Raw genomic sequence first — 17,718 nt, 5'->3', positions numbered from 1 at the left:
ACAAATGCACACGCAAAAACGGCGCGGCCCCCGAGGAACCGCGCCGTGAAGGCAGGTAGTCCGATTGAACCGAAACCTATTCGGTCTTGGTGGTGGCGTTCGAACTGGTGCGCGGTGTGCCGTCCTTGCCAGCGCCTGCGATGCGGACCGCGTCGCCGTCGGCGATGCCGTCGAGCGGCGTGATGATGATGCGATCATCGGCGGACAGGCCGGTGGCGATCTCGATCTCGCGGCCGAGGTCGCGGGCGATGGTGACGTTCTTGAACAGCACCTTGTCGCCGGGGCTGACGGTGGCGACACGCAAACCGCTGTTGTTGAAGATCAGCGCGCTGGCCGGAATGCTGAGCGGCTGGACGTCGCGGGTCAACGCCAGCTTGACGTTGGCGTAGGCGCCCGGGCGCAACTCGTTATTCGGATTTTCGATCGCAAGTTGCATCCGCGTGGTGCCGGACGAAATATCGACCGACTGCGCCGAGGCTTCGACGGTGGCCGGGAACGTGCGCCCCGCATATTCCGGAACAGTGACCGTCGCCTTCGCGCCAATCCTGATGCCCGGCAGATAGCTCTGCGGCACGTTGACATAGAGCCGGAGTTTCTTGACGTCGGACACCACGAACATCGCTGCACCCGAGCCGGTGCCGCCATTGATGAGCGCGCCGACGTCGGTGTTGCGCTCGGTGACGACGCCGTCGAACGGCGCGGTGACGTTCTTGTAGCTGGCCAGCGCCTCGAGCCGCTGAACGTTTGCGGTCATCGAGTTAACCTGCGCCTCCTTGCTGGCGAGGTCCGCCGAGCGCTCGTCGATTTCCTGCTGCGACACGAAGTTCGAGGCCAGCAGCGTCTTGCGCCGCGTCAGCGTCGCCGCCGACAGCTTGGCCGCAGCCTGCGCATTGGTGAGATCGGCGCGGGCCTGCAACAACTGCTGATCGAGATCGGGCGCATCGATTTCGGCGAGTTGCTCGCCGGCCTTCACCTGCGCGCCGATATCGAACTTCCAGCTTTTGAGATAGCCGCTGACGCGCGCAAAGATCGGAGCGCGCGAATATGCCTCCAGCCGTCCCGGCAGATCGAGCGTGGCGTTGAGCGGCTTGGTGCCAGGCAGCGTGACCGCGACCGACGGCACCGCCTGCGCGTCAGTCCATTCGCGCAACTTCACGTCGCCGTTCGAGCGAGTGATGATGCCGGTCGTGACCACAGCCGCGAGCACGCCGATGGCGACGGTGCCGTAGAGCCGTATCTTGCGCGGCGAAACGGGGGGCGTCTTGTCAGGTTGCATGAACGAACTCCGGCGCCATCGCAGGCTGTGCGGGCTGCTTCTTGTGAACCATACTGAATACGACCGGCACAAACAGCAGCGTGGCGGTCGTCGCAAAAATCAGCCCGCCGATCACGGCGCGTCCAAGCGGTGCGTTCTGCTCGCCGCCCTCGCCGAGACCCAGCGCCATCGGCGTCATGCCGATGATCATCGCGAGCGCGGTCATAAGCACCGGACGGAAGCGAACGAAGCCGGCATCGAGCGCGGCGGCAACGGGATCGCCGAGTTCCTCATAGCGCTCCCGGGCGAACGCAATGACCAGCACGGAGTTCGCGGTCGCGACGCCCATGCACATGATCGCGCCAGTGAGCGCCGGCACCGACAGCGTGGTGTGGGTGGCGAACAGCATCCAGACAATGCCGGCAAGCGCCGCAGGCAGCGCGGATACGATCACGAACGGATCGGACCATGACTGGAAGTTCACCACGATCAGCAGGTAGATCAGCACGATCGCCCCGAGCAGGCCGAACAGCAATCCGGCGAAGGCGCTGTTCATGGTCTGCACCTGTCCGAGCAGAACGACCCGGCTGCCCCGCGGCAGGTCCTTCGCGGTCTCGTCGATCACTTTCTGGATATCTTTGGCCACCGCGCCGAGATCGCGGCCCTGCGGCGTCGCGTAGATCTGCACCATGGTCTGGATGTCGTATTGCGACACCACCGCGCTCGATGTCGAACGCGTGATGTTGGCGATGCCGCCCAGCATCGGCGCCGTCTGTATCCCGGCGGAGGAAATCGGCAGCGCCTCGAGTTTGTTGAGCGAGTCGATCTGGTACTGCGGCGTCTGCATCACGATGGAGTAGGACACGCCGTTGTTCGGATCGAGGAAAAAGGTTGGTGCGACCTGCGAGGAGCCCGCGAGGTTTACCACCATGCTGTTGGTGACATCGCGCGCCGTGAGGCCGACATACTGCGCGCGCGTGCGGTCCAGATCGACGTTGAATCCCGGATTGTTGGGCGACTGCTGGATGCGCGCGTCGGCGACGCCGGGAATGAGCCTGACCCGCCGCAACAGATCGTTGGCGTACTTGAAGTTCTCCACCACGTTCGCGCCGCGCACCTGAATGTCGATCGGCGCGGGCGAACCGAAGTTCAGGATCTGGCTGACGATGTCGGCGGGAAGAAATGCGAATGTGACGCCGGGGAATTCGCGCGGCAGCCGCTCGCGGAGTTCACGGACGTATTCGTCCGTCGGCTTGTGATCTTCTTTGAGCTTGATCTGGATATCGCCGTCCTGTGGACCGATCACGCCGGTGTTGTTGTAGGTCAGGTTGATGCCGGAGATCGGCATGCCGATGTTATCGGCCATTGTCTCAATCATTTCGGACGGGATGATTTGCCGGATCGCCTTCTGCACGTCGGCCAGTTTGTTGGCCGTCTCCTCGACGCGGGTCCCAACCTGCGTGCGGACGTGGATCAAAATCTGGCCGGTATCGACCGAAGGAAAGAAGTTGCGGCCGAGAAACGGCACCAGCAGGAACGAGACGGCGACAAAGGCCAGGAAGCCCGCCACAAAGACCGGCCGATGGTTCAGCGCCATCGCCAGCAGGTTGTGATAACCCGCCCTGAACTGTTCGAAACGGGCCTCGAAACCGCGCTGGAATGCGACGAGCGGATTTCGGGTCGGCGGCAACTCAGCGCCGTCTTCGTGATGCGTATGCTTGTGCAGCAGATACTTCGCCATCGTCGGCACCAGCGTGCGCGACAGGATGAACGACCAGATCATGGCGAACATCACCGAGAGCGCCATCGGCACGAACAGGAAGCGCGACACACCGGTCAGGAAGAACATCGGCACGAACACGATGCAGATACAGAGCAGCGACACGAAGGCCGGCGTCACGATCTGCCGTGCGCCGTCAAGGATCGATTCCTCGACCTCCTTGCCTTGCTCCAGATGCCAATTGATGTTCTCGATGGTCACCGTTGCGTCGTCGACCAGAATGCCGACCGCGAGCGCAAGGCCGCCGAGCGTCATGATGTTGAGCGTCTCGCCGATGGCGGCAAGGCAAATGATCGCGCCGAGCACCGAGAGCGGGATTGAGACCGCGATGATGATGGTGGAGCGCCAGCTTCCCAGGAATAGCAGGATCATGACGCTGGTCAGCGCCGCGGCGAGCACGCCCTCGAAGGCGACACCTGCAATGGCGCCGCGCACAAAGATCGACTGGTCGCCAAGCAGGTTAACCCGGAGCGCGGCCGGCATCTGATCCTTGACGTCAATGATCTTCTGCTTGATGCCGGAAATGATGTCGAGCGTCGAGGTCGCGCCGGCCTTCAGCACCATCATCAGCACGGAGCGGTTGCCATCGACGTGCACAATGTTGGTCTGCGGCGGATTGCCATCGCGCACTTGCGCCACATCACGGATGTAGACCGTCGCGCCATTGACCACCTTGATCGGCAGATTGCCAAGATCCTCGATCTTCAGCGGCGAGTTGTTGAGCTGGATGTTGTACTCGAAATTGCCGATCTTCTGGGTGCCGACCGGCGTGATCAGGTTTTGCGCGGCCAGCGCATTGGCGACATCCTGTCCGGAAAGCCCCAGCGCCTGCATTGCAGTCGGATTGATATCGAGCTGGATCTGTCGCTGCTTGCCGCCGAACGGCCACGGGATCGCGGCGCCAGGCACAGTGACCAGCGGCGTGCGCAACTGGTTGGTTGCGATGTCGAACATGTTCTGTTCGGTCAGCCCCTCGCCCGCCAGGGCAAGCTGGATGATCGGCACCGTCGATGCGCTGTAATTGAGGATCAGCGGCGGTGTCGAACCGGGCGGCAACTGTCGCAGCATGGTCTGCGCGATGGCCGTGACCTGCGCATTGGCGGTGCGGATGTCGACGTTGGGCTGGAAGAAGATCTTGATGACGCCGTAGGTATTGTAGGAGTTCGCAGTAATGTGCTCGATGTCATTGACGGTGGTCGTCAGCGCGCGCTGAAACGGCGTGACGATGCGGCCCGACATCTGGTCCGGCGGCAGGCCGGTGTACTGCCAGACCACACCGATCACCGGAATACGGATGTCGGGGAAGATGTCAGTCGGCGTCCGCAGGGCCGCCAGTGGCCCCACGATCAGAAGAAGAAGTGCCAGCACGACGAAAGTATAGGGTCGGCTGAGAGCAATTCGGACCAGCGCGTTCATATCGGACTTTTCTCGGTCATCTTGGGCGCAACGGCGCACCCTCAGGAAAGACCTGTTCTCTTGACGCTTTTCTCTTTGAAGGCTGATCTATCCGAATCTGGACCGATTGCGCAACGCCGCAAAGCTCACAGTCGCTTGTTCAGACGAAGAAATCAGCCGGAATCAGGGGTTTCCGGTGTCATTGTTCCAGATCAACGAACCATCAGAGCACCATCTGGGTCTGCGTTACCACCGCGACCAGCCGCTCCTCGGCCTCCAGCCGGGTCTGCCAGACCTGGGTCCGCCGCCCGATATGGACCGGGGTTGCGGTCGCCGTGACCGTCGAACCTGCCTTCGCCGCGCCGATGAAGTTGGTTTTGCTCTCGATGGTGGTGGTGCCCTTGGCGTCGGGCGGCAGGTTGATGACGGTCGCCGCGGCTCCCACCGAATCCGCCAAGGCCATCACCGCGCCGCCGTGAATGGAGCCGCCGACGGTGCAGAGGTCGTCACGCACCACCATCGTCGCCGCCACCCTGTCCTTCTCCGCCGCCACAAAGGTGACGCCAATCAACACCGCCAGGGGCATCGGCCGAGACTGAATCTTCTCAAGCAGGGTCATGCTCTTGCTCCCTATGATCATGAACTGGATGAAGTGAAAATGCCGGGATGCGGGCCGATCCGACGTTAAAGTAAAAGATGAACGTGAGGGTGGGCACTGTATTCATGCGGCTTCCACGCCGCACCACCCCGCCACGAACAGTGCGATAGTCCGCGTGGTCTTGCGCAGCGATTCGATGTCCACCCGCTCGTTGAAGCCGTGCATCGCCTCGGCATTCGCCCCGAAACAAAGCGATGGAATGCCGGCGTTGAGGCCATAGAACCGCGTGTCGGTCAGCGCGGTGAAGGCCAGCTCCTTCATGGGGCCGCCGTACACCGCCTCATAGGCACTGCGCAGGACGGCCTCGGAGTCCTCCCCGCCGGTCAGTTCATATCCTTCCGAGAGAAAGCCGGACCATTCCACACTGGGCGGGTTCTGCGACAGGAACGGATGCGCCTTCGCCGCGGCGTCGACGCAGGCCACGATCTCGGCCTGATGGTCGGCGATCGACCAGCCGGGCAGCACCGCGATCCGGCAATCCACATCGCACCACGCAGGCACCGAGGAGGCCCAGTCGCCGCCCTTGATGATGCCGGGGTTGAGCGTGATCGGATGCCTCACGATCCTGAAATGCCTGTCGCTGGCGGCGCGCCTGTTCCATTCCTCTTCCAGCGCTTCAAGCGCCTGAAGCAGATGATAGGCGGCCTTGATCGCATTGGCGCCGATGCCCGCCTCATAGACATGCGCCGGCTTGCCGCGCACCTTAAGCCGGAACCAGATCACGCCGACCTGCGAGCGCACCAGCCTGCCATTGGTCGGCTCCGGAATAAAACAGCAATCGGCGCGATAGCCGCGCTGCACTGTCGAGAGTGCGCCGACGCCGGTGCTTTCCTCCTCGATGACGGACTGGAAATGAATTCGCGCCGTCGGCCTGACGCCTGCCGCCTTCAGTGCATCGAGCGCGTAAAGCGCGGCGATGGTGCCGGACTTCATGTCGCCCGCCCCGCGCCCATAAAGCCAGCCGTCCTTGACCGTCGGCGAGAACGGCGGCGTGTCCCACATATCGAGCGGTCCAGCCGGCACCACATCGCAATGGCCTTGCAGGATCAGGGAGCGGCCGGCCTCACGCGCCGGGCGATAGGTGCCGACCACGGTGCGGGCGCGCGAAAAATCATGTTCAATGGGGCCGTAGCCGCGCAGGTCTTTCAGATCGTCAAGATCGATGTGCCAGTCGTCGACCTCATAGCCGCGCTCGCGCAGCAGATCATGCATCATGTCCTGACACGGCCCCTCCGCGCCACGCGTCGAGGGAATGGCAGAGAACTGTTTCGTGGTCTCAAGCTGCCGGTCGAAGGCATCATCAACCGCATCGAGAATGCGGCGTTGGACCTCGTTGGAGGCTGCTTTGGCGTCCATCACATTTCGTCCCTTCGTGCCCGCGTCTGCCGCGCGGATTTCGGGTACGAGTGTAGCCAACTTTAGGGGACGACTGGAAGGGACGCGATGACGTGAGAGGTAACGTTCAAAAAAAGCCCGGCGCAAGACCGGGCTTTCCATGGGCCGCTGAAGGCGCTTCATACTGCGCCCTGAGACTGCCCGCCGGTTGAACCTCATTCGGCGAAGCAACCACTAATGATTTCAGTGGCAGCTGCATACAGGTGTGGTCCGAACGGATCGATCCAGTTCAAGCCAAGCGTGACACAATGCTTCTAATGTCCGATCCACTTAAATACTCAGCCCTCGCAATGATGCTGCTGGCGATATTGCTCGTATGCTACAGGGGACGACATGCAGTCTCTGCAAACGGTCGGTCGCTCGCCTGGACTCAAGTTCCGCTGATTGCATTCTTGACGGTTTCTATCGGTCCAAGCGCAATCGCCACACTTATCTACCTTGGCTACAAATCCGGCCTGTTGCAGGCCGGACCATCCGGATATCGATTTTCATCATTCATTGTTCAGCTCCCCGTTGATTTTGCGGTCATGAACTGGGGATTTGTTGCGTTGTATGCGACTTGCCGGCTGTCACCGAACTTTCGATCGGCGCGGCTTGCGATGTGGCTTTCCGCAACCGTGATGTCTGTTCTCAACGTGCCGCTGTTCTTCCTGACACCCGACATGGTTTCCAACGTCTTCGATGCGGGTCAAGGCATCGGCATTGTTCAGGCCGTGCTCAGCATGCCGCTCTGGTTCGGTCCACACCCTGCTTTTCTTGATCCCGACTCGGGCATCGGTGTTCTTGTCTTTGCGCCGCTCGCACCCATACCGCTCGCGGGTTTGGTTGTCTGGATCGCTACCCAACTCATCGGAGGGTCTGCCACCTCTCCGGAAGGGAAAGCTGCGCGGTCGTAGGCACCGGAGGTACTGTCGCCTCCAGTGCGGAAGACACGTTCCTGAATCGTCATGTTGCGGGTCATCACACCCAATGAGGCGACCGAAGGATGACCTTCAGTACCCCACCGTGAACCGCTGCCGTGAATGCGCGGGCTTCTCGATTTCATCGGTCAGCGCGATGGCGTAGTCGGCGAACGAAATGCTGCTGCCCTTCTCGTTGCTCAGAAGCTGGTCCTTGCCGAGACGGAACGTGCCGGTGCGGGGCCCATCGAAGAACAGCGCGGACGGCGAGAGGAAGGTCCAGTCGAGATCCGACTCTTGACGCAGCAGCGCGAGAAATTCGCCGCCCTTGGTGGCTTCGTCCTTGTAAGCAGCCGGGAATTCCGGCGTCGAGACCAGCGTGACGCCGGGCGCGACCTCAAGGCTGCCCGCGCCGCCGACCACCAGATAACGCTTCACGCCCGCCGCCTTCACCGCATCGATCAGCTTGCGCGGATCGCTTTGCAAGAAATGCACGGAGCTGACGACGGCGTCGTGCCCCTTCAGCAATGCGGTGAGACCGTCCTGGTCAAACACATCGCCCTTTCGCGGCGCCACGTTCACCTGGGCCTGGATCTTTTCCGGATTGCGGACAATGGCGGTGACAGCATGGCCGCGGCGAACGAGTTCTTTCAGGATTTCCGAACCGGCGTGGCCGGTGGCTCCGATCAGTGCGATCTTCATGATTTGCGTCCCTTGGGTTCCGTGGTATCTATTGGATACCAACTAACGAATGGACATCAGATGCCTACTGGCACCGCCGTTGTGAAGAAGGCACTTTCCCGAGACATGGTTCCTCCGGAGAAACCCAAAGCCGCTCGCAGGGCGAAAGCGTCGCGCGGCAACTGGCCGGCGAACCCCTACGCTGCGGACTGCCCGACCCGCCTCGTGCTCGATCGCATCGCCGACAAATGGACCGTTCTGCTCCTGATCCTGTTGTCGCAGCGATCTTGGCGCTTCAACCAACTGCGCAGGGAGATCGGCGGCCTCACGCAGAAGATGGCCTCACAGACTCTGAAGGGCCTCGAGCGTGACGGCCTTGTCACGCGCAAGGTCACACCAACGGTTCCGGTGACCGTCGAGTATTCGATCACACCGCTGGGGCGCACGCTGAGCGAGACAGTCGATGCGCTGCGCATCTGGGCCGAGCGGCACATGGGCGATGTCGCCAAAGCCCAGCTGCAATATGACCGAACCAAGGCATAAACTGTGTAGATAAAGTCACAGGCGCAGGCATTGTGCGGATGTTCTGCCTGCGTTCGCAAGAGTTGATGAGGTGTTTTAGGCCTGCGCGATAGGATGGATCATCATCGGCGAAAATCGATGAGTCTCGCCGGCGACGAGAATGAGCTCCCAAAATAAAGGAGAGCAATCATGCCAGCCTATGCTCAGCATCACGAAAAGCGTCAGATCTTTCACGCAGCAATGACCGTGTGTCCAAGCTGCCTGATCCTTCCCATGCAGATCATCGAGGTTCAGCCCCACTGGGATCTGGCGCGGGTCGACTTCGTTTATGAATGCCCCGCCTGTTGTACCGAAGTCCGGGAAACAGTGGCGAAACACTAGTTTCTCTCGCACGGCCGCGGGGGGCATCCGCGTCTATGAGAATCAGGACCGCCCGACTACGATGAGGGATGACCTATGTCTATCTCATCTCGGCGATCATCCTCGAGGTCATCGGCACGGCCGCGCTGCAGGCGTCCGAGCAATTCACCAAACCGAAACCGCTGATCCTCACGGCGCTGGGCTACGCCGCCTCGTTCTATTTCCTGTCGCTGGTGCTGCGGACCATGCCGGTCGGCATCGCCTATGCGATCTGGTCTGGCCTCGGCATCGTTCTCATCACGCTGGTCGGCCTGGTCTGGTTCGACCAGAAACTCGATATGCCCGCCGTTGCCGGTCTCGCGCTGATCATCGCGGGCGTCGGCGTCATCAATCTGTTTTCATCAACCGTTTCGCACTGACGCACCGGAGATCACGCATGAACAACCGCAACATCCTCTACGCCATCGTCGGCGCACTCGTGATCGCGGTCGCGGTACTCAGCTACAAGGTTTATCAGGACAACAAAAAACCGGAGGGCCTGCAAATCAATGTCGGCCCCGGCGGGGTGAAGATTCAAAGCAAATGAGCGGCGGACCAATGATCGCCAAAACCGTCGCGCTAGTCATCCGGCGAATGTCTGGCCGCATCGGGACAGCATCGCTCACCGTGCTGGCGCTCACCGCCGCCGCCCGCGCCGACATTGTGGGGCGTGAGAGTGACATCGCCGAGCTGCGGCTCGGCCAGCGGGTCTACGTCGATGACGGTTCCTGCCCCGCAGGGCAGATCAAGGAGATCGCGGGAATGCGCCTGACGGCCTCGGGCGTCGAGCGCACCCGCAAGTGCGTCGATCGCAAGGGCAAGCGATAGTGCAGATCCCGGACCGCAGGCTGCGCTGCCTGCTCAGCGCCGATTCCGCATCCCGCAGGACAATGTAACGGCCCCTCTCCCGGCTTTTCGCCGGCGCTGTTCGCGCTTGCAGCGTGACGCGGGGATTCACGCGCCTAAACTGAGGCGGCGCGGCGACTGAGTCCGGCGCCGTCGTGTCTGAACGCAACACCGGACCGGGAGGCGAAACCATGTCGGGCTTACTTGTCAATCTGATCATTCAGATTATCGGCGGCGCCATCGGTGGAAACGTCGTCGGCGGTGCGGCCAGGAACATCGATCTCGGAACGATCGGCAATACGATTGCCGGCGCCATCGGCGGCGGCGTGGGTGGACAGATTCTCGGGATGCTGATTCCCGTGCTCGCCAATTCCGCCGCAACACCAGACATCGGCACGATCGTCGCTCAGGCCGCGGGCGGCGGCGTTGCTGGCGCGGTGCTGACCGCCATCGTCGGCGCGATCAAGAACAGGACGGCGTAGAGACCGCCCCAATCCGCTCGTCATTGCGCGGCGCGCTCGCGACGAAGCAATCCACTCTTTTGCTGTGCTTTTGGATTGCTTCGCTTCGCTCGCAATGACGCCTCTACGGCTTCCTTACCCTGAAATGAAATCACTGCACTTCTGGATGGTGTCGTTCGCACCCCATGGCATGATCGGCACCGAGGACGTCGAGTTCTTCGGCGATCCCTCGATCAGCCGGTCTGAATAGACCATGTAGACCAGCACATTTCGCTTGGCGTCGCAGCCGCGCACAATCTGCATCTTCTTGAAGAACAGCGAGCGCCGCTGCCGGAACATGTCCTCGCCCTGCCCCATCTTGTTCTTGAACCGGATCGGCGCGATCTGGCGGCAGGCCAGCGAGATGTCGGAGACCTCCTCGGCAAGCCCGAGCCACCCCTTGTAGCCGCCCTTTTCCGGCACTGTGAAATGGCAGGCGACGCCCTCCACCTCCGGATCGTCGAGGCCATATGTCGCGAGCTTGTCATCCGGACTGAGCAACTTGAAGACGGTGGAGCGCCGGAAGATCAGGTCGGGCTCGTCGGCAGCGGCCGCAGGCGTTGCAGCCACCCATGCGAGAACAAGGGCCAGCAGCGCAGCGGCTGTCAGACGGGGCGAGGATGAGGGCATCGGCAAACTCCAAAAAGACTTCAGCGACCGGGAGGGACGCGCGCCCCGCGCCGGAACCCCTCATGTGGGGTGGCGCGGGCGATGTTCAAAGGCACGTAAATTTGACTGCGGAAAACCGGCCGTTAAGCGCTTCTGAAGGCAATTCGGCTAGCTTTTCAGCAACAGAATCCGCCAAGCCTGCGGTATTGAGACGGAGCCGGCCGATGAACATTAAGCGTGTCCGTGACACTAATACTGGAATCAATTGAGGAAATCTGGCGTGCATTGGAATTGGAAAGCTTCTTCGGACGAGCAGTATAAACCGGCCGGAATTCTCCCCCCATTTGGCAACAAGTCTCAGTCCCGTTCGACCCGGGCCCGGTCCGGTGCATGGTTCGCCGCGATCCTGGCCGCCGGCTTCGCCGCGCCGGCGCAGGCCCAGATGTTCTGGCCGACAGGGCCAGCGGCCGACTATTCCGAACCGCCGAGGCCGATCGAACCGCGCCGGCCGCGCATCATCAAGAGCCGGCAGAAACTGCCCGACGCGCCGAAGGAAACCGCCAAGCCCGTCGGCCCGATCGTCATCGCGATCTCGATCGAGAAGCAGCAGTTAAAGCTCTACGACCAGAACGGCCTGTTCGCCGAAACGCCGGTCTCGACCGGCATGCGCGGCCACTCGACGCCGATGGGCGTGTTCAGCATCATCCAGAAGAACAAGTACCACCGCTCCAATATCTACAGCGGCGCGCCGATGCCGTACATGCAGCGCATCACATGGTCCGGCGTCGCCATGCATGCCGGCGTCCTGCCCGGCTATCCGGCGTCGCACGGCTGCATTCGCATGCCGATGAACTTCGCGATGCGGATGTGGGGCTGGACGCGCATGGGTGCACGCGTGATCGTGACGCCTGGCGAAGTGTCTCCCGCCGACTTTTCGCACCCTCTGCTGATCGCGCGAAAGCCGGAGACCAGACCGGTCGCCGCAGCGCCTGACACGACCCAGCATGCCGAGACGGCTGCGAAATCCGACCGGTCGTCGATTCTCGATGCCGCCGCTCACGAGAAGCCGGAGCTGAGGTTGACGTCGATCACCGAACGGAGTGTCCCGATCCGCACCGCCGACGCCAGCGGCGCGCTCCCACGGAAGATCGATGTGGTGAGCGATGCCTCGGCCACGAAACCGGCCGCGCCCGACAACGCAACGCAGGACGACAGCAAAAAGGCCACCGACACCGCTGCGTCCGTAACCGGCGCGGCGCCATCCGATGTCAAACCTGAAGAGAGCAAGTCCGAGACAAAGACCGAAGAAGCCGCGGGCAAGGAATCCATGACCGGGGAGTCCAAGGTCGAGCAGGCTAAAGCCGAGGATAAGGCTGAAGAAACCAAGGCCGAGAACGGCAAGTCCGGGGCAACCAACACGGACGAGAGCAAGGCCGCCAAGGATCAGGCCGGCGCCACCGATCCCGTTAGCCCGCCCGTGCCGGTCTCCGCGACGCCGCCGCTTGAAGGCTCGGCCGAGTTCATCGGCCCGACGAAGCCGCGCAGCGGACACATCGCCGCCCTCGTCAGTCGCAAGGAAAACAAGATTTTTGTGCGGCAGAACTTCGAGCCGTGGTTCGAAGCGCCAGTGACAATCGCGGCATCGGATCGCCCACTCGGCACCCATGTCTTCACCGTGCGTGCCGACAAGAACGACGCCAGCGCGCTGCGCTGGTCGGTGGTGTCGCTGCCGGCTCCGGTCCGTGTATCCCGCGCGGACGACGACAAGCCTCGGCGCAAGCGCGCGGGTGTGGCAGAGGTCGCGGCACCTGTTCCGCCGTCATCCCCGGCCGAAGCGCTCGACCGCCTCAACATTCCGGCAGAGACCATGACACGTATCGCCTCGGCGCTGGCGCCGGGTGCATCGCTGGTGGTGTCCGATCAGGGACTCGGCGACGAAACCGGCCGCGGCACGGATTTCATCGTCCCGCTGCGATAAACGGACGGCTTTACAGGTTTATCAAAGAAAAAGGCCGCTCAATCGAGCGGCCTTTTTCTGTTTCAGCATTTGGCTACACGCGCTAGAATTCTGCATCGATGACCTGGATGTGATCCGCACGCTCCTGCAACCAGATTTTCAGCGCACCTTCGGCAAGCACCATCTCGCCCGGCGATCTGACATCGCGCAGCTGCCGAACCACGGCACTGCCTACATGCTCATAATCGCCAATCACGTGCTGACGAACGCGATACGCCGCATCTTCGCATGTGGTGACTGTCGCCCCCAAAACGTCCAACGGCTTGCTTAAATTGTGTTCCATGGCGTGGTCCTCCAGACCTTCAGAAAGGCAAGGAGTTGGCGGAGCGAATGTTCCGATTGCTCAATGACGTGCTTAACGCTTCGTTTGGGAACCATTCGCGAACGGGGCGCTTGGTTCACCAACCTAGGGGCCACAATGGTAAATAGCGCTGTTAACAAAGCGATGGACGCATACAACATGCTCCATAACCGGACCTCCGACTTGGACGGGGTCGCCCGTGACAAGGTGACCAATTACATCGCAGCCCTGTTCGAGTTCGGAGAGACCAATCCCGGCCGGCTCATGTCGATGGGACTTCTGTACCCGACCGATCTGGATGAGACCGATCAGCGGCCGGACGAACCGCGCCGACTTCACTAGTCCGACCCAGAATACCTGCGTACCTGTTGGCTTTCGGCGGCGCGTTGCGATAGAACGCGCCGGTCATGACAGCCTCCTCCCACGTCCAATCTGCCGCAACCTCCGCCGATAAAACACCGCCGCGTGACGCCCTCGACCGGCTGACGCCTTTCGGCTGGACCGGCGGATTGATTCTCATTCTCGGCCTGCTGGCGGCATCGTTTTTCCTCGCCGGCTATTTCGTCATCTACTGGCGCAATGCCGACATGGATTTCATGATCGTCTACAACGCGCTGGTGATGAACGACGGCAAGCCGCAGGCGTTCTTTGACCATCCGTCCTATTTCACCATCCTGTCGGTGAAGCTGTGGTTTCAGGCAATGCACGCACTGGGCCTGCTCGACGCCTGGAAGCTGTCGTCGATCCCCTCGGCGCTGAACGTTCCGGCGTTCGACGCCGCAATGACCAGTGCCATCCGCGCCGGCCGCGTGGTCGCATGGCTGACCGCCAGCATCTTCGTGTTCTTTTTCGCGATGCTTGCCCGCCGCCTCTTCCGCGACTGGCGAATTGCGTTGCTCGCAACATTCGCCTTTGCATTCTCCGGCGGCATCGCGGTCCACATGCGCATCCTGCGCAGCGAGATGATCGCGGCGTGCCTGTTTACGTTCGCATTGATGATCCTGATCATCGCGGGGCGTCGCGCAAGCACCGGACGTCCGCTCGCGCTCGCCGCGGCGGCGGCGCTCTGCGTGCTCGGCCTGGAAAACAAGATTCAGATCATCCTGTTGATCGCGGGACTGCCGCTGATCATGCTGCCGTTCGGATCGCCGGACAGCGCCAGCACCGCATTTTGGGATCGCTCGGCCCGCGCGTGGATCGCAACGCTCATTGCCGCCGTGATCGCCGCCTTGATGTCCGCTCTGGCGTGGCCGCTGATTGCCGCCGGGCTCGAGCCGGAATCGATCGACATTGCCCAGCTTCATGCGCTGATCGGCGGCGTGTTCGGTGTCTATCAGGTCGCGCTGCTCGGCTGGATCGGCATCGCCATGACCGTCTATGCGGCGATCTGGCGGATCAACCTCACCGAAACCCTGACGTCGATGTTCGCGGTGATCGCCGGCGCATCGCTCGGGCTGCTCGCGCTCTATCTGCAATACGATCCGCAGAACGTCGTCGCCGTGATCAATCCCATCGAGAAAATGCTGGTGTTCGCGGACGCACCCGCCACCTCGGCCACCGAGGGCGGCAAGATTTTCGCGGCCCTCGCCCTGCTGTTCGACGGCATCAAGTCCGTGCTCCAGCGTTACACATTCGTGCTGTTCACGTCGCCCCGGCCGACCGTATTCCTGACCTGGCTTGTCATTCCCGGTATTGTCTATGCGTGGCTCAGAGGCCAACGGCAGGTGGCTACTCAGGCCGCACTGATGCTGCTCGCCGCCATCGGCATCGACGCGCTCGGCGTGCGGCGCGGCCTCAAGGCCGAATATTTCATCCTGACCGATCCGCTCATCATTCTCGCCGGCGCGCTGCTGCTCGAACGGATGCCGGATCTCGGCCGGGCGCGATGGGCCTATCCCATCGGCATGGCGCTGATCGTCGCCCATGTCGCAGTCAGTCAGGCCGAACCCATCAAACATGTACTGAAGCGCAGCGGTCCCGAATATATCTGCGAGTGGAACCAGTACTACGAACCCGAACTGCCGATGCCATGGTGCGACAAGCCGCCGAAGCGGCCATGATGCGGCGTTCCTGATATTTGTCACGACTTCTTGAAACGTACGGCGGTAGCGATCCGTTATCTTGAGCGTCGTCTTCGAGGGACGCATGATGATTGACCGCCGGACGATGATCGCAACGATGGCAAGCGCCGCTGCACTGCCGTTCGCCGCACGATCCGCCCAAGCGCAGGCCGCCATGAGCCGCATGACCGCTTACGGATTTTCATTCCAGAGCCTGAAAGGCGGCGACATCCGCCTTGCCGATTACGCCGGCAAGCCGCTGCTGGTAGTGAACACCGCCTCGCTGTGCGGCTTCACGCCGCAATACGCCGGATTGCAGGAGATCTGGACGCAGTTTCGCGAACGCGGCCTGACCGTCATCGGTGTGCCGTCCAACGACTTCGGCGCGCAAGAGCCGGGCGGCGCGAGCGACATCGCGCAAACTGCCGAACACACCTACCACGTCACCTTTCCGATCACGGTCAAGACCAGCGTGAAGGGGCCGAACGCACACCCGTTCTACAAATGGGCGGCGGCCGAACGGCCCGCCGACGTTCCCGGCTGGAATTTCCACAAGTATCTTGTGGGCCGCGACGGCTATCTGGCGGACGTCTTTTCTTCTCGCGTGGAACCCGCCGATACCCGCGTTATCACCGCGATTTCCCGCACACTCGCCTGAAACAGGCGCCTTCGGTCCCGATTAACCGTGCCGCTCGACAGGAGCGCCTCCCTCGAAAATGGGTTGGCGTGCTCAACGGCACCGGATTAGGCTGACGTCGGGGACGATATGGCGGCGTCCGGGATGCCGGATACCGGGGAGTTTGCGTTCAGGGGTATTTCCAATGCGTATCAAGGCAACGTTTTTTGTAGCCGGCGCGCTCTCGTTATGCGCCTTCAGCAGCGTGTGGTCGCAGGCGCTTATTCCGCAGCGCACGACTCCGTCGCCAGCGCCGAAACCCGCCGCCACAGCACCCGCGCCCGCCGCGACCACGGCGGCGGCACCAGCGCCAGCCCCAGCCCCCGTACCGACCAAAACCAACTGCGCCAATCCCAACGCCCTCGGCGTCGCGCGCGTGGTGCAGATCGACACCACCGGCGGCCCCGGTTTCGGCTTCGAGCATTTCAAGCAACTCGACTTCCTGCGCGATAAGGAAGTGGTGCTGACATTCGACGACGGCCCGTGGCCGGTCAACACACCGTCGGTGCTGAAGACGCTCGCCGAGGAATGCACCAAGGCGATCTTCTTCCCGATCGGCAAGCACGCCACTTACTATCCCGAAATTCTCAAGCATGTGGCTGAAGAAGGCCACACCATCGGCGCGCATACCTGGTCGCACGCCAATCTCAATAACAAGAAACTGACCGACGATCAGCGCAAGGAAGAGATCGAGAAAGGTTTCAGCGCCGTGAAGTGGGCGCTCGGCGCGGCCCCCTCGCCGCTGTTTCGCTTTCCCGCGCTCCAGCATCCCCCGGCGATGGTGACGTATCTCGGCGAACGCAACATCTCGATCTGGTCCTGCGACCTCGACTCGTTTGACTTCAAGGCCTCCACGGCTCAGAAAATCGTCGACACCGTGATGACCAAGCTCGAGAAGAACGGCAAAGGTATCGTGCTGATGCACGATTTCCAAAAGCACACCGCCGAAGCGCTGCCCGAACTGATGAAGCGGCTGAAGGCCGGTGGCTACAAGGTGGTGCAGGTCAAGGCCAAGGCACCGATGACCACCATCGCGCAATACGATGAGGAGGTCGTGAAAGGGCTCAAACTGCCGACGGTGAGTTCGCGCCCGCTCAACAGCGTGGTGCAGACCATTTCGGAATGATGGTCACGGACTTCCGAAACGGCAGCTCCGTCAACGAATGACGCAATCGCAGCTCCGCATCGAAGGCTATGTGATCCTCTCCGCCAACGGCATGCTGGCGGACGCAAGCGGCGTCATGCCGCCGGAACTGAAGTTCGACGCCGATCAGAAATTCTTCGAGACCGCGCTCGACGCGGCGGACCTGATCGTTCACGGCAAGCACTCGTTCGAGGACCAGCCGCGCTCCGCGCTGCGCACGCGCATCGCGCTGACGCGCACCGTGCCCGCCGTCGCCCGCGATCCCGCCAATCCGAAAGCAACCTTGTGGAATCCGGCGGGCGCTTCGTTCGAGGACGCCTGTAACCACGCGGGCGTAACGTCCGGCACCGCCGCGATCATCGGCGGGCCCGAAGTCTTCGAGATGTTCATGGACCGTTACGACGTGTTCTGGCTCTCGCAGGCACATCGCCTGACCATCCCGGACGGCACCGGCGGCTTTCCTGGCATTCCAGTAAAATCGGCGCAAGATATTCTGGCCGCCCACGGCCTCAAACCGGCCGAGACCCACGTTCTCGATGCCGCGCACGCCGTCGATGTGACGGCATGGCGAAGAGCTTAAG

The 17,718-nt window shown here is 62.1% G+C and carries 20 protein-coding genes; 13 read left to right on the top strand and 7 right to left on the bottom strand.

All coding sequences use genetic code 11. The features are described 5' to 3' along the window. Nucleotides 1–76: 76 nt before the first annotated feature. The 4 genes from LVY71_RS11595 to LVY71_RS11580 form a co-directional block, all read right to left on the bottom strand. Complete coding sequence (locus LVY71_RS11595) at nt 77–1,276, bottom strand: efflux RND transporter periplasmic adaptor subunit (protein WP_235099907.1); 1,200 nt, start codon at nt 1,274–1,276, stop codon at nt 77–79. Then, nucleotides 1,266–4,451, bottom strand: coding sequence for an efflux RND transporter permease subunit (locus LVY71_RS11590; RefSeq protein ID WP_235099906.1), 3,186 nt, complete (start codon nt 4,449–4,451; stop codon nt 1,266–1,268). The genes LVY71_RS11595 and LVY71_RS11590 overlap by 11 nt, the downstream gene beginning before the upstream one ends. Before the next feature lie 202 nt (nt 4,452–4,653). Continuing rightward, the gene (locus LVY71_RS11585; protein ID WP_235099905.1) at nt 4,654–5,049 is read right to left on the bottom strand and encodes a PaaI family thioesterase; all 396 of its coding nucleotides are present in this window, start codon (nt 5,047–5,049) and stop codon (nt 4,654–4,656) included. Nucleotides 5,050–5,151: 102 nt separating this feature from the next. Continuing rightward, nucleotides 5,152–6,444: an ArgE/DapE family deacylase gene (locus tag LVY71_RS11580; RefSeq protein ID WP_235099904.1), complete on the bottom strand. Its 1,293-nt coding sequence runs from the start codon at nt 6,442–6,444 to the stop codon at nt 5,152–5,154. Between the two features lie 296 nt (nt 6,445–6,740). Between LVY71_RS11580 and LVY71_RS11575 the strand changes: the two genes are divergently transcribed. After that, nucleotides 6,741–7,379: a hypothetical protein gene (locus tag LVY71_RS11575; protein ID WP_235099903.1), complete on the top strand. Its 639-nt coding sequence runs from the start codon at nt 6,741–6,743 to the stop codon at nt 7,377–7,379. A gap of 96 nt (nt 7,380–7,475) precedes the next feature. On the opposite strand, the gene LVY71_RS11570 is transcribed toward LVY71_RS11575, so the two are convergent. Beyond that, entirely contained in the window at nt 7,476–8,084 is a 609-nt protein-coding gene (locus LVY71_RS11570; protein ID WP_235099902.1) for an NAD(P)-dependent oxidoreductase, read from the bottom strand. A gap of 60 nt (nt 8,085–8,144) precedes the next feature. On the opposite strand from LVY71_RS11570, the gene LVY71_RS11565 reads away from it, so the two are divergent. The 6 genes from LVY71_RS11565 (at nt 8,145) to LVY71_RS11540 (ending at nt 10,312) form a co-directional block, all read left to right on the top strand. Next, nucleotides 8,145–8,606: a winged helix-turn-helix transcriptional regulator gene (locus tag LVY71_RS11565; RefSeq protein WP_235099901.1), complete on the top strand. Its 462-nt coding sequence runs from the start codon at nt 8,145–8,147 to the stop codon at nt 8,604–8,606. 168 nt (nt 8,607–8,774) lie between these two features. Next, the gene (locus tag LVY71_RS11560; protein WP_235099900.1) at nt 8,775–8,966 is read left to right on the top strand and encodes a hypothetical protein; all 192 of its coding nucleotides are present in this window, start codon (nt 8,775–8,777) and stop codon (nt 8,964–8,966) included. A gap of 68 nt (nt 8,967–9,034) precedes the next feature. Continuing rightward, nucleotides 9,035–9,364, top strand: a complete 330-nt coding sequence (locus LVY71_RS11555; protein WP_235099899.1) for a DMT family transporter — start codon at nt 9,035–9,037, stop codon at nt 9,362–9,364. A gap of 17 nt (nt 9,365–9,381) precedes the next feature. Then, entirely contained in the window at nt 9,382–9,531 is a 150-nt protein-coding gene (locus tag LVY71_RS11550) for a hypothetical protein (RefSeq protein ID WP_235099898.1), read from the top strand. 47 nt (nt 9,532–9,578) lie between these two features. Then, complete coding sequence (locus LVY71_RS11545) at nt 9,579–9,812, top strand: DUF6719 family protein (protein WP_235100092.1); 234 nt, start codon at nt 9,579–9,581, stop codon at nt 9,810–9,812. A gap of 209 nt (nt 9,813–10,021) precedes the next feature. Next, entirely contained in the window at nt 10,022–10,312 is a 291-nt protein-coding gene (locus LVY71_RS11540) for a hypothetical protein (RefSeq protein ID WP_235099897.1), read from the top strand. A 114-nt stretch (nt 10,313–10,426) separates the two neighbouring features. Here the strand turns inward: LVY71_RS11540 and LVY71_RS11535 are convergent, their stop codons facing one another. After that, nucleotides 10,427–10,960: a CreA family protein gene (locus tag LVY71_RS11535; protein WP_235099896.1), complete on the bottom strand. Its 534-nt coding sequence runs from the start codon at nt 10,958–10,960 to the stop codon at nt 10,427–10,429. 421 nt (nt 10,961–11,381) lie between these two features. Here LVY71_RS11535 and LVY71_RS11530 point away from each other — a divergent pair, with 421 nt between their 5' ends. Next, nucleotides 11,382–12,917: a L,D-transpeptidase gene (locus LVY71_RS11530; RefSeq protein WP_235099895.1), complete on the top strand. Its 1,536-nt coding sequence runs from the start codon at nt 11,382–11,384 to the stop codon at nt 12,915–12,917. 82 nt (nt 12,918–12,999) lie between these two features. Here LVY71_RS11530 and LVY71_RS11525 read toward each other — a convergent pair whose 3' ends face one another. After that, a complete protein-coding gene (locus tag LVY71_RS11525; protein ID WP_235099894.1) occupies nt 13,000–13,239 on the bottom strand; it encodes a hypothetical protein in 240 nt (79 codons plus the stop codon). 201 nt (nt 13,240–13,440) lie between these two features. Here LVY71_RS11525 and LVY71_RS11520 point away from each other — a divergent pair, with 201 nt between their 5' ends. The 5 genes from LVY71_RS11520 to LVY71_RS11500 all read left to right on the top strand — a co-directional run bounded on the left by LVY71_RS11520 (nt 13,441) and on the right by LVY71_RS11500 (nt 17,717). Beyond that, nucleotides 13,441–13,599 (top strand): hypothetical protein, encoded by a 159-nt coding sequence (locus LVY71_RS11520; protein WP_235099893.1) that lies wholly within the window; start codon nt 13,441–13,443, stop codon nt 13,597–13,599. A 65-nt stretch (nt 13,600–13,664) separates the two neighbouring features. Beyond that, the gene (locus LVY71_RS11515; RefSeq protein ID WP_235099892.1) at nt 13,665–15,317 is read left to right on the top strand and encodes a glycosyltransferase family protein; all 1,653 of its coding nucleotides are present in this window, start codon (nt 13,665–13,667) and stop codon (nt 15,315–15,317) included. A gap of 88 nt (nt 15,318–15,405) precedes the next feature. After that, nucleotides 15,406–15,975: a glutathione peroxidase gene (locus LVY71_RS11510; protein WP_235100091.1), complete on the top strand. Its 570-nt coding sequence runs from the start codon at nt 15,406–15,408 to the stop codon at nt 15,973–15,975. 163 nt (nt 15,976–16,138) lie between these two features. Then, entirely contained in the window at nt 16,139–17,119 is a 981-nt protein-coding gene (locus LVY71_RS11505) for a polysaccharide deacetylase family protein (RefSeq protein WP_235099891.1), read from the top strand. 37 nt (nt 17,120–17,156) lie between these two features. Beyond that, the gene (locus LVY71_RS11500; RefSeq protein ID WP_235099890.1) at nt 17,157–17,717 is read left to right on the top strand and encodes a dihydrofolate reductase; all 561 of its coding nucleotides are present in this window, start codon (nt 17,157–17,159) and stop codon (nt 17,715–17,717) included. Nucleotide 17,718 lies beyond the last annotated feature (1 nt).

Origin of the sequence: Bradyrhizobium sp. G127, from assembly GCF_021502575.1 — a bacterium.
Classification (GTDB): Bacteria; Pseudomonadota; Alphaproteobacteria; order Rhizobiales; family Xanthobacteraceae; genus Afipia.
Note: the sequence above shows the minus strand (reverse complement) of the source record. Positions and strands in the feature narration are given on the sequence as shown.

Bases quoted from the DNA above. Each gene is read 5' to 3' on its own strand.
- LVY71_RS11595 (WP_235099907.1), bottom strand. From the start codon at position 1,276: ATGCAACCTGACAAGACGCCCCCCGTTTCGCCGCGCAAGATACGGCTC.
- LVY71_RS11590 (WP_235099906.1), bottom strand. From the start codon at position 4,451: ATGAACGCGCTGGTCCGAATTGCTCTCAGCCGACCCTATACTTTCGTC.
- LVY71_RS11585 (WP_235099905.1), bottom strand. From the start codon at position 5,049: ATGACCCTGCTTGAGAAGATTCAGTCTCGGCCGATGCCCCTGGCGGTG.
- LVY71_RS11580 (WP_235099904.1), bottom strand. From the start codon at position 6,444: ATGGACGCCAAAGCAGCCTCCAACGAGGTCCAACGCCGCATTCTCGAT.
- LVY71_RS11575 (WP_235099903.1), top strand. From the start codon at position 6,741: ATGTCCGATCCACTTAAATACTCAGCCCTCGCAATGATGCTGCTGGCG.
- LVY71_RS11570 (WP_235099902.1), bottom strand. From the start codon at position 8,084: ATGAAGATCGCACTGATCGGAGCCACCGGCCACGCCGGTTCGGAAATC.
- LVY71_RS11565 (WP_235099901.1), top strand. From the start codon at position 8,145: ATGCCTACTGGCACCGCCGTTGTGAAGAAGGCACTTTCCCGAGACATG.
- LVY71_RS11560 (WP_235099900.1), top strand. From the start codon at position 8,775: ATGCCAGCCTATGCTCAGCATCACGAAAAGCGTCAGATCTTTCACGCA.
- LVY71_RS11555 (WP_235099899.1), top strand. From the start codon at position 9,035: ATGACCTATGTCTATCTCATCTCGGCGATCATCCTCGAGGTCATCGGC.
- LVY71_RS11550 (WP_235099898.1), top strand. From the start codon at position 9,382: ATGAACAACCGCAACATCCTCTACGCCATCGTCGGCGCACTCGTGATC.
- LVY71_RS11545 (WP_235100092.1), top strand. From the start codon at position 9,579: ATGTCTGGCCGCATCGGGACAGCATCGCTCACCGTGCTGGCGCTCACC.
- LVY71_RS11540 (WP_235099897.1), top strand. From the start codon at position 10,022: ATGTCGGGCTTACTTGTCAATCTGATCATTCAGATTATCGGCGGCGCC.
- LVY71_RS11535 (WP_235099896.1), bottom strand. From the start codon at position 10,960: ATGCCCTCATCCTCGCCCCGTCTGACAGCCGCTGCGCTGCTGGCCCTT.
- LVY71_RS11530 (WP_235099895.1), top strand. From the start codon at position 11,382: ATGTTCTGGCCGACAGGGCCAGCGGCCGACTATTCCGAACCGCCGAGG.
- LVY71_RS11525 (WP_235099894.1), bottom strand. From the start codon at position 13,239: ATGGAACACAATTTAAGCAAGCCGTTGGACGTTTTGGGGGCGACAGTC.
- LVY71_RS11515 (WP_235099892.1), top strand. From the start codon at position 13,665: ATGACAGCCTCCTCCCACGTCCAATCTGCCGCAACCTCCGCCGATAAA.
- LVY71_RS11510 (WP_235100091.1), top strand. From the start codon at position 15,406: ATGATTGACCGCCGGACGATGATCGCAACGATGGCAAGCGCCGCTGCA.
- LVY71_RS11505 (WP_235099891.1), top strand. From the start codon at position 16,139: ATGCGTATCAAGGCAACGTTTTTTGTAGCCGGCGCGCTCTCGTTATGC.
- LVY71_RS11500 (WP_235099890.1), top strand. From the start codon at position 17,157: ATGACGCAATCGCAGCTCCGCATCGAAGGCTATGTGATCCTCTCCGCC.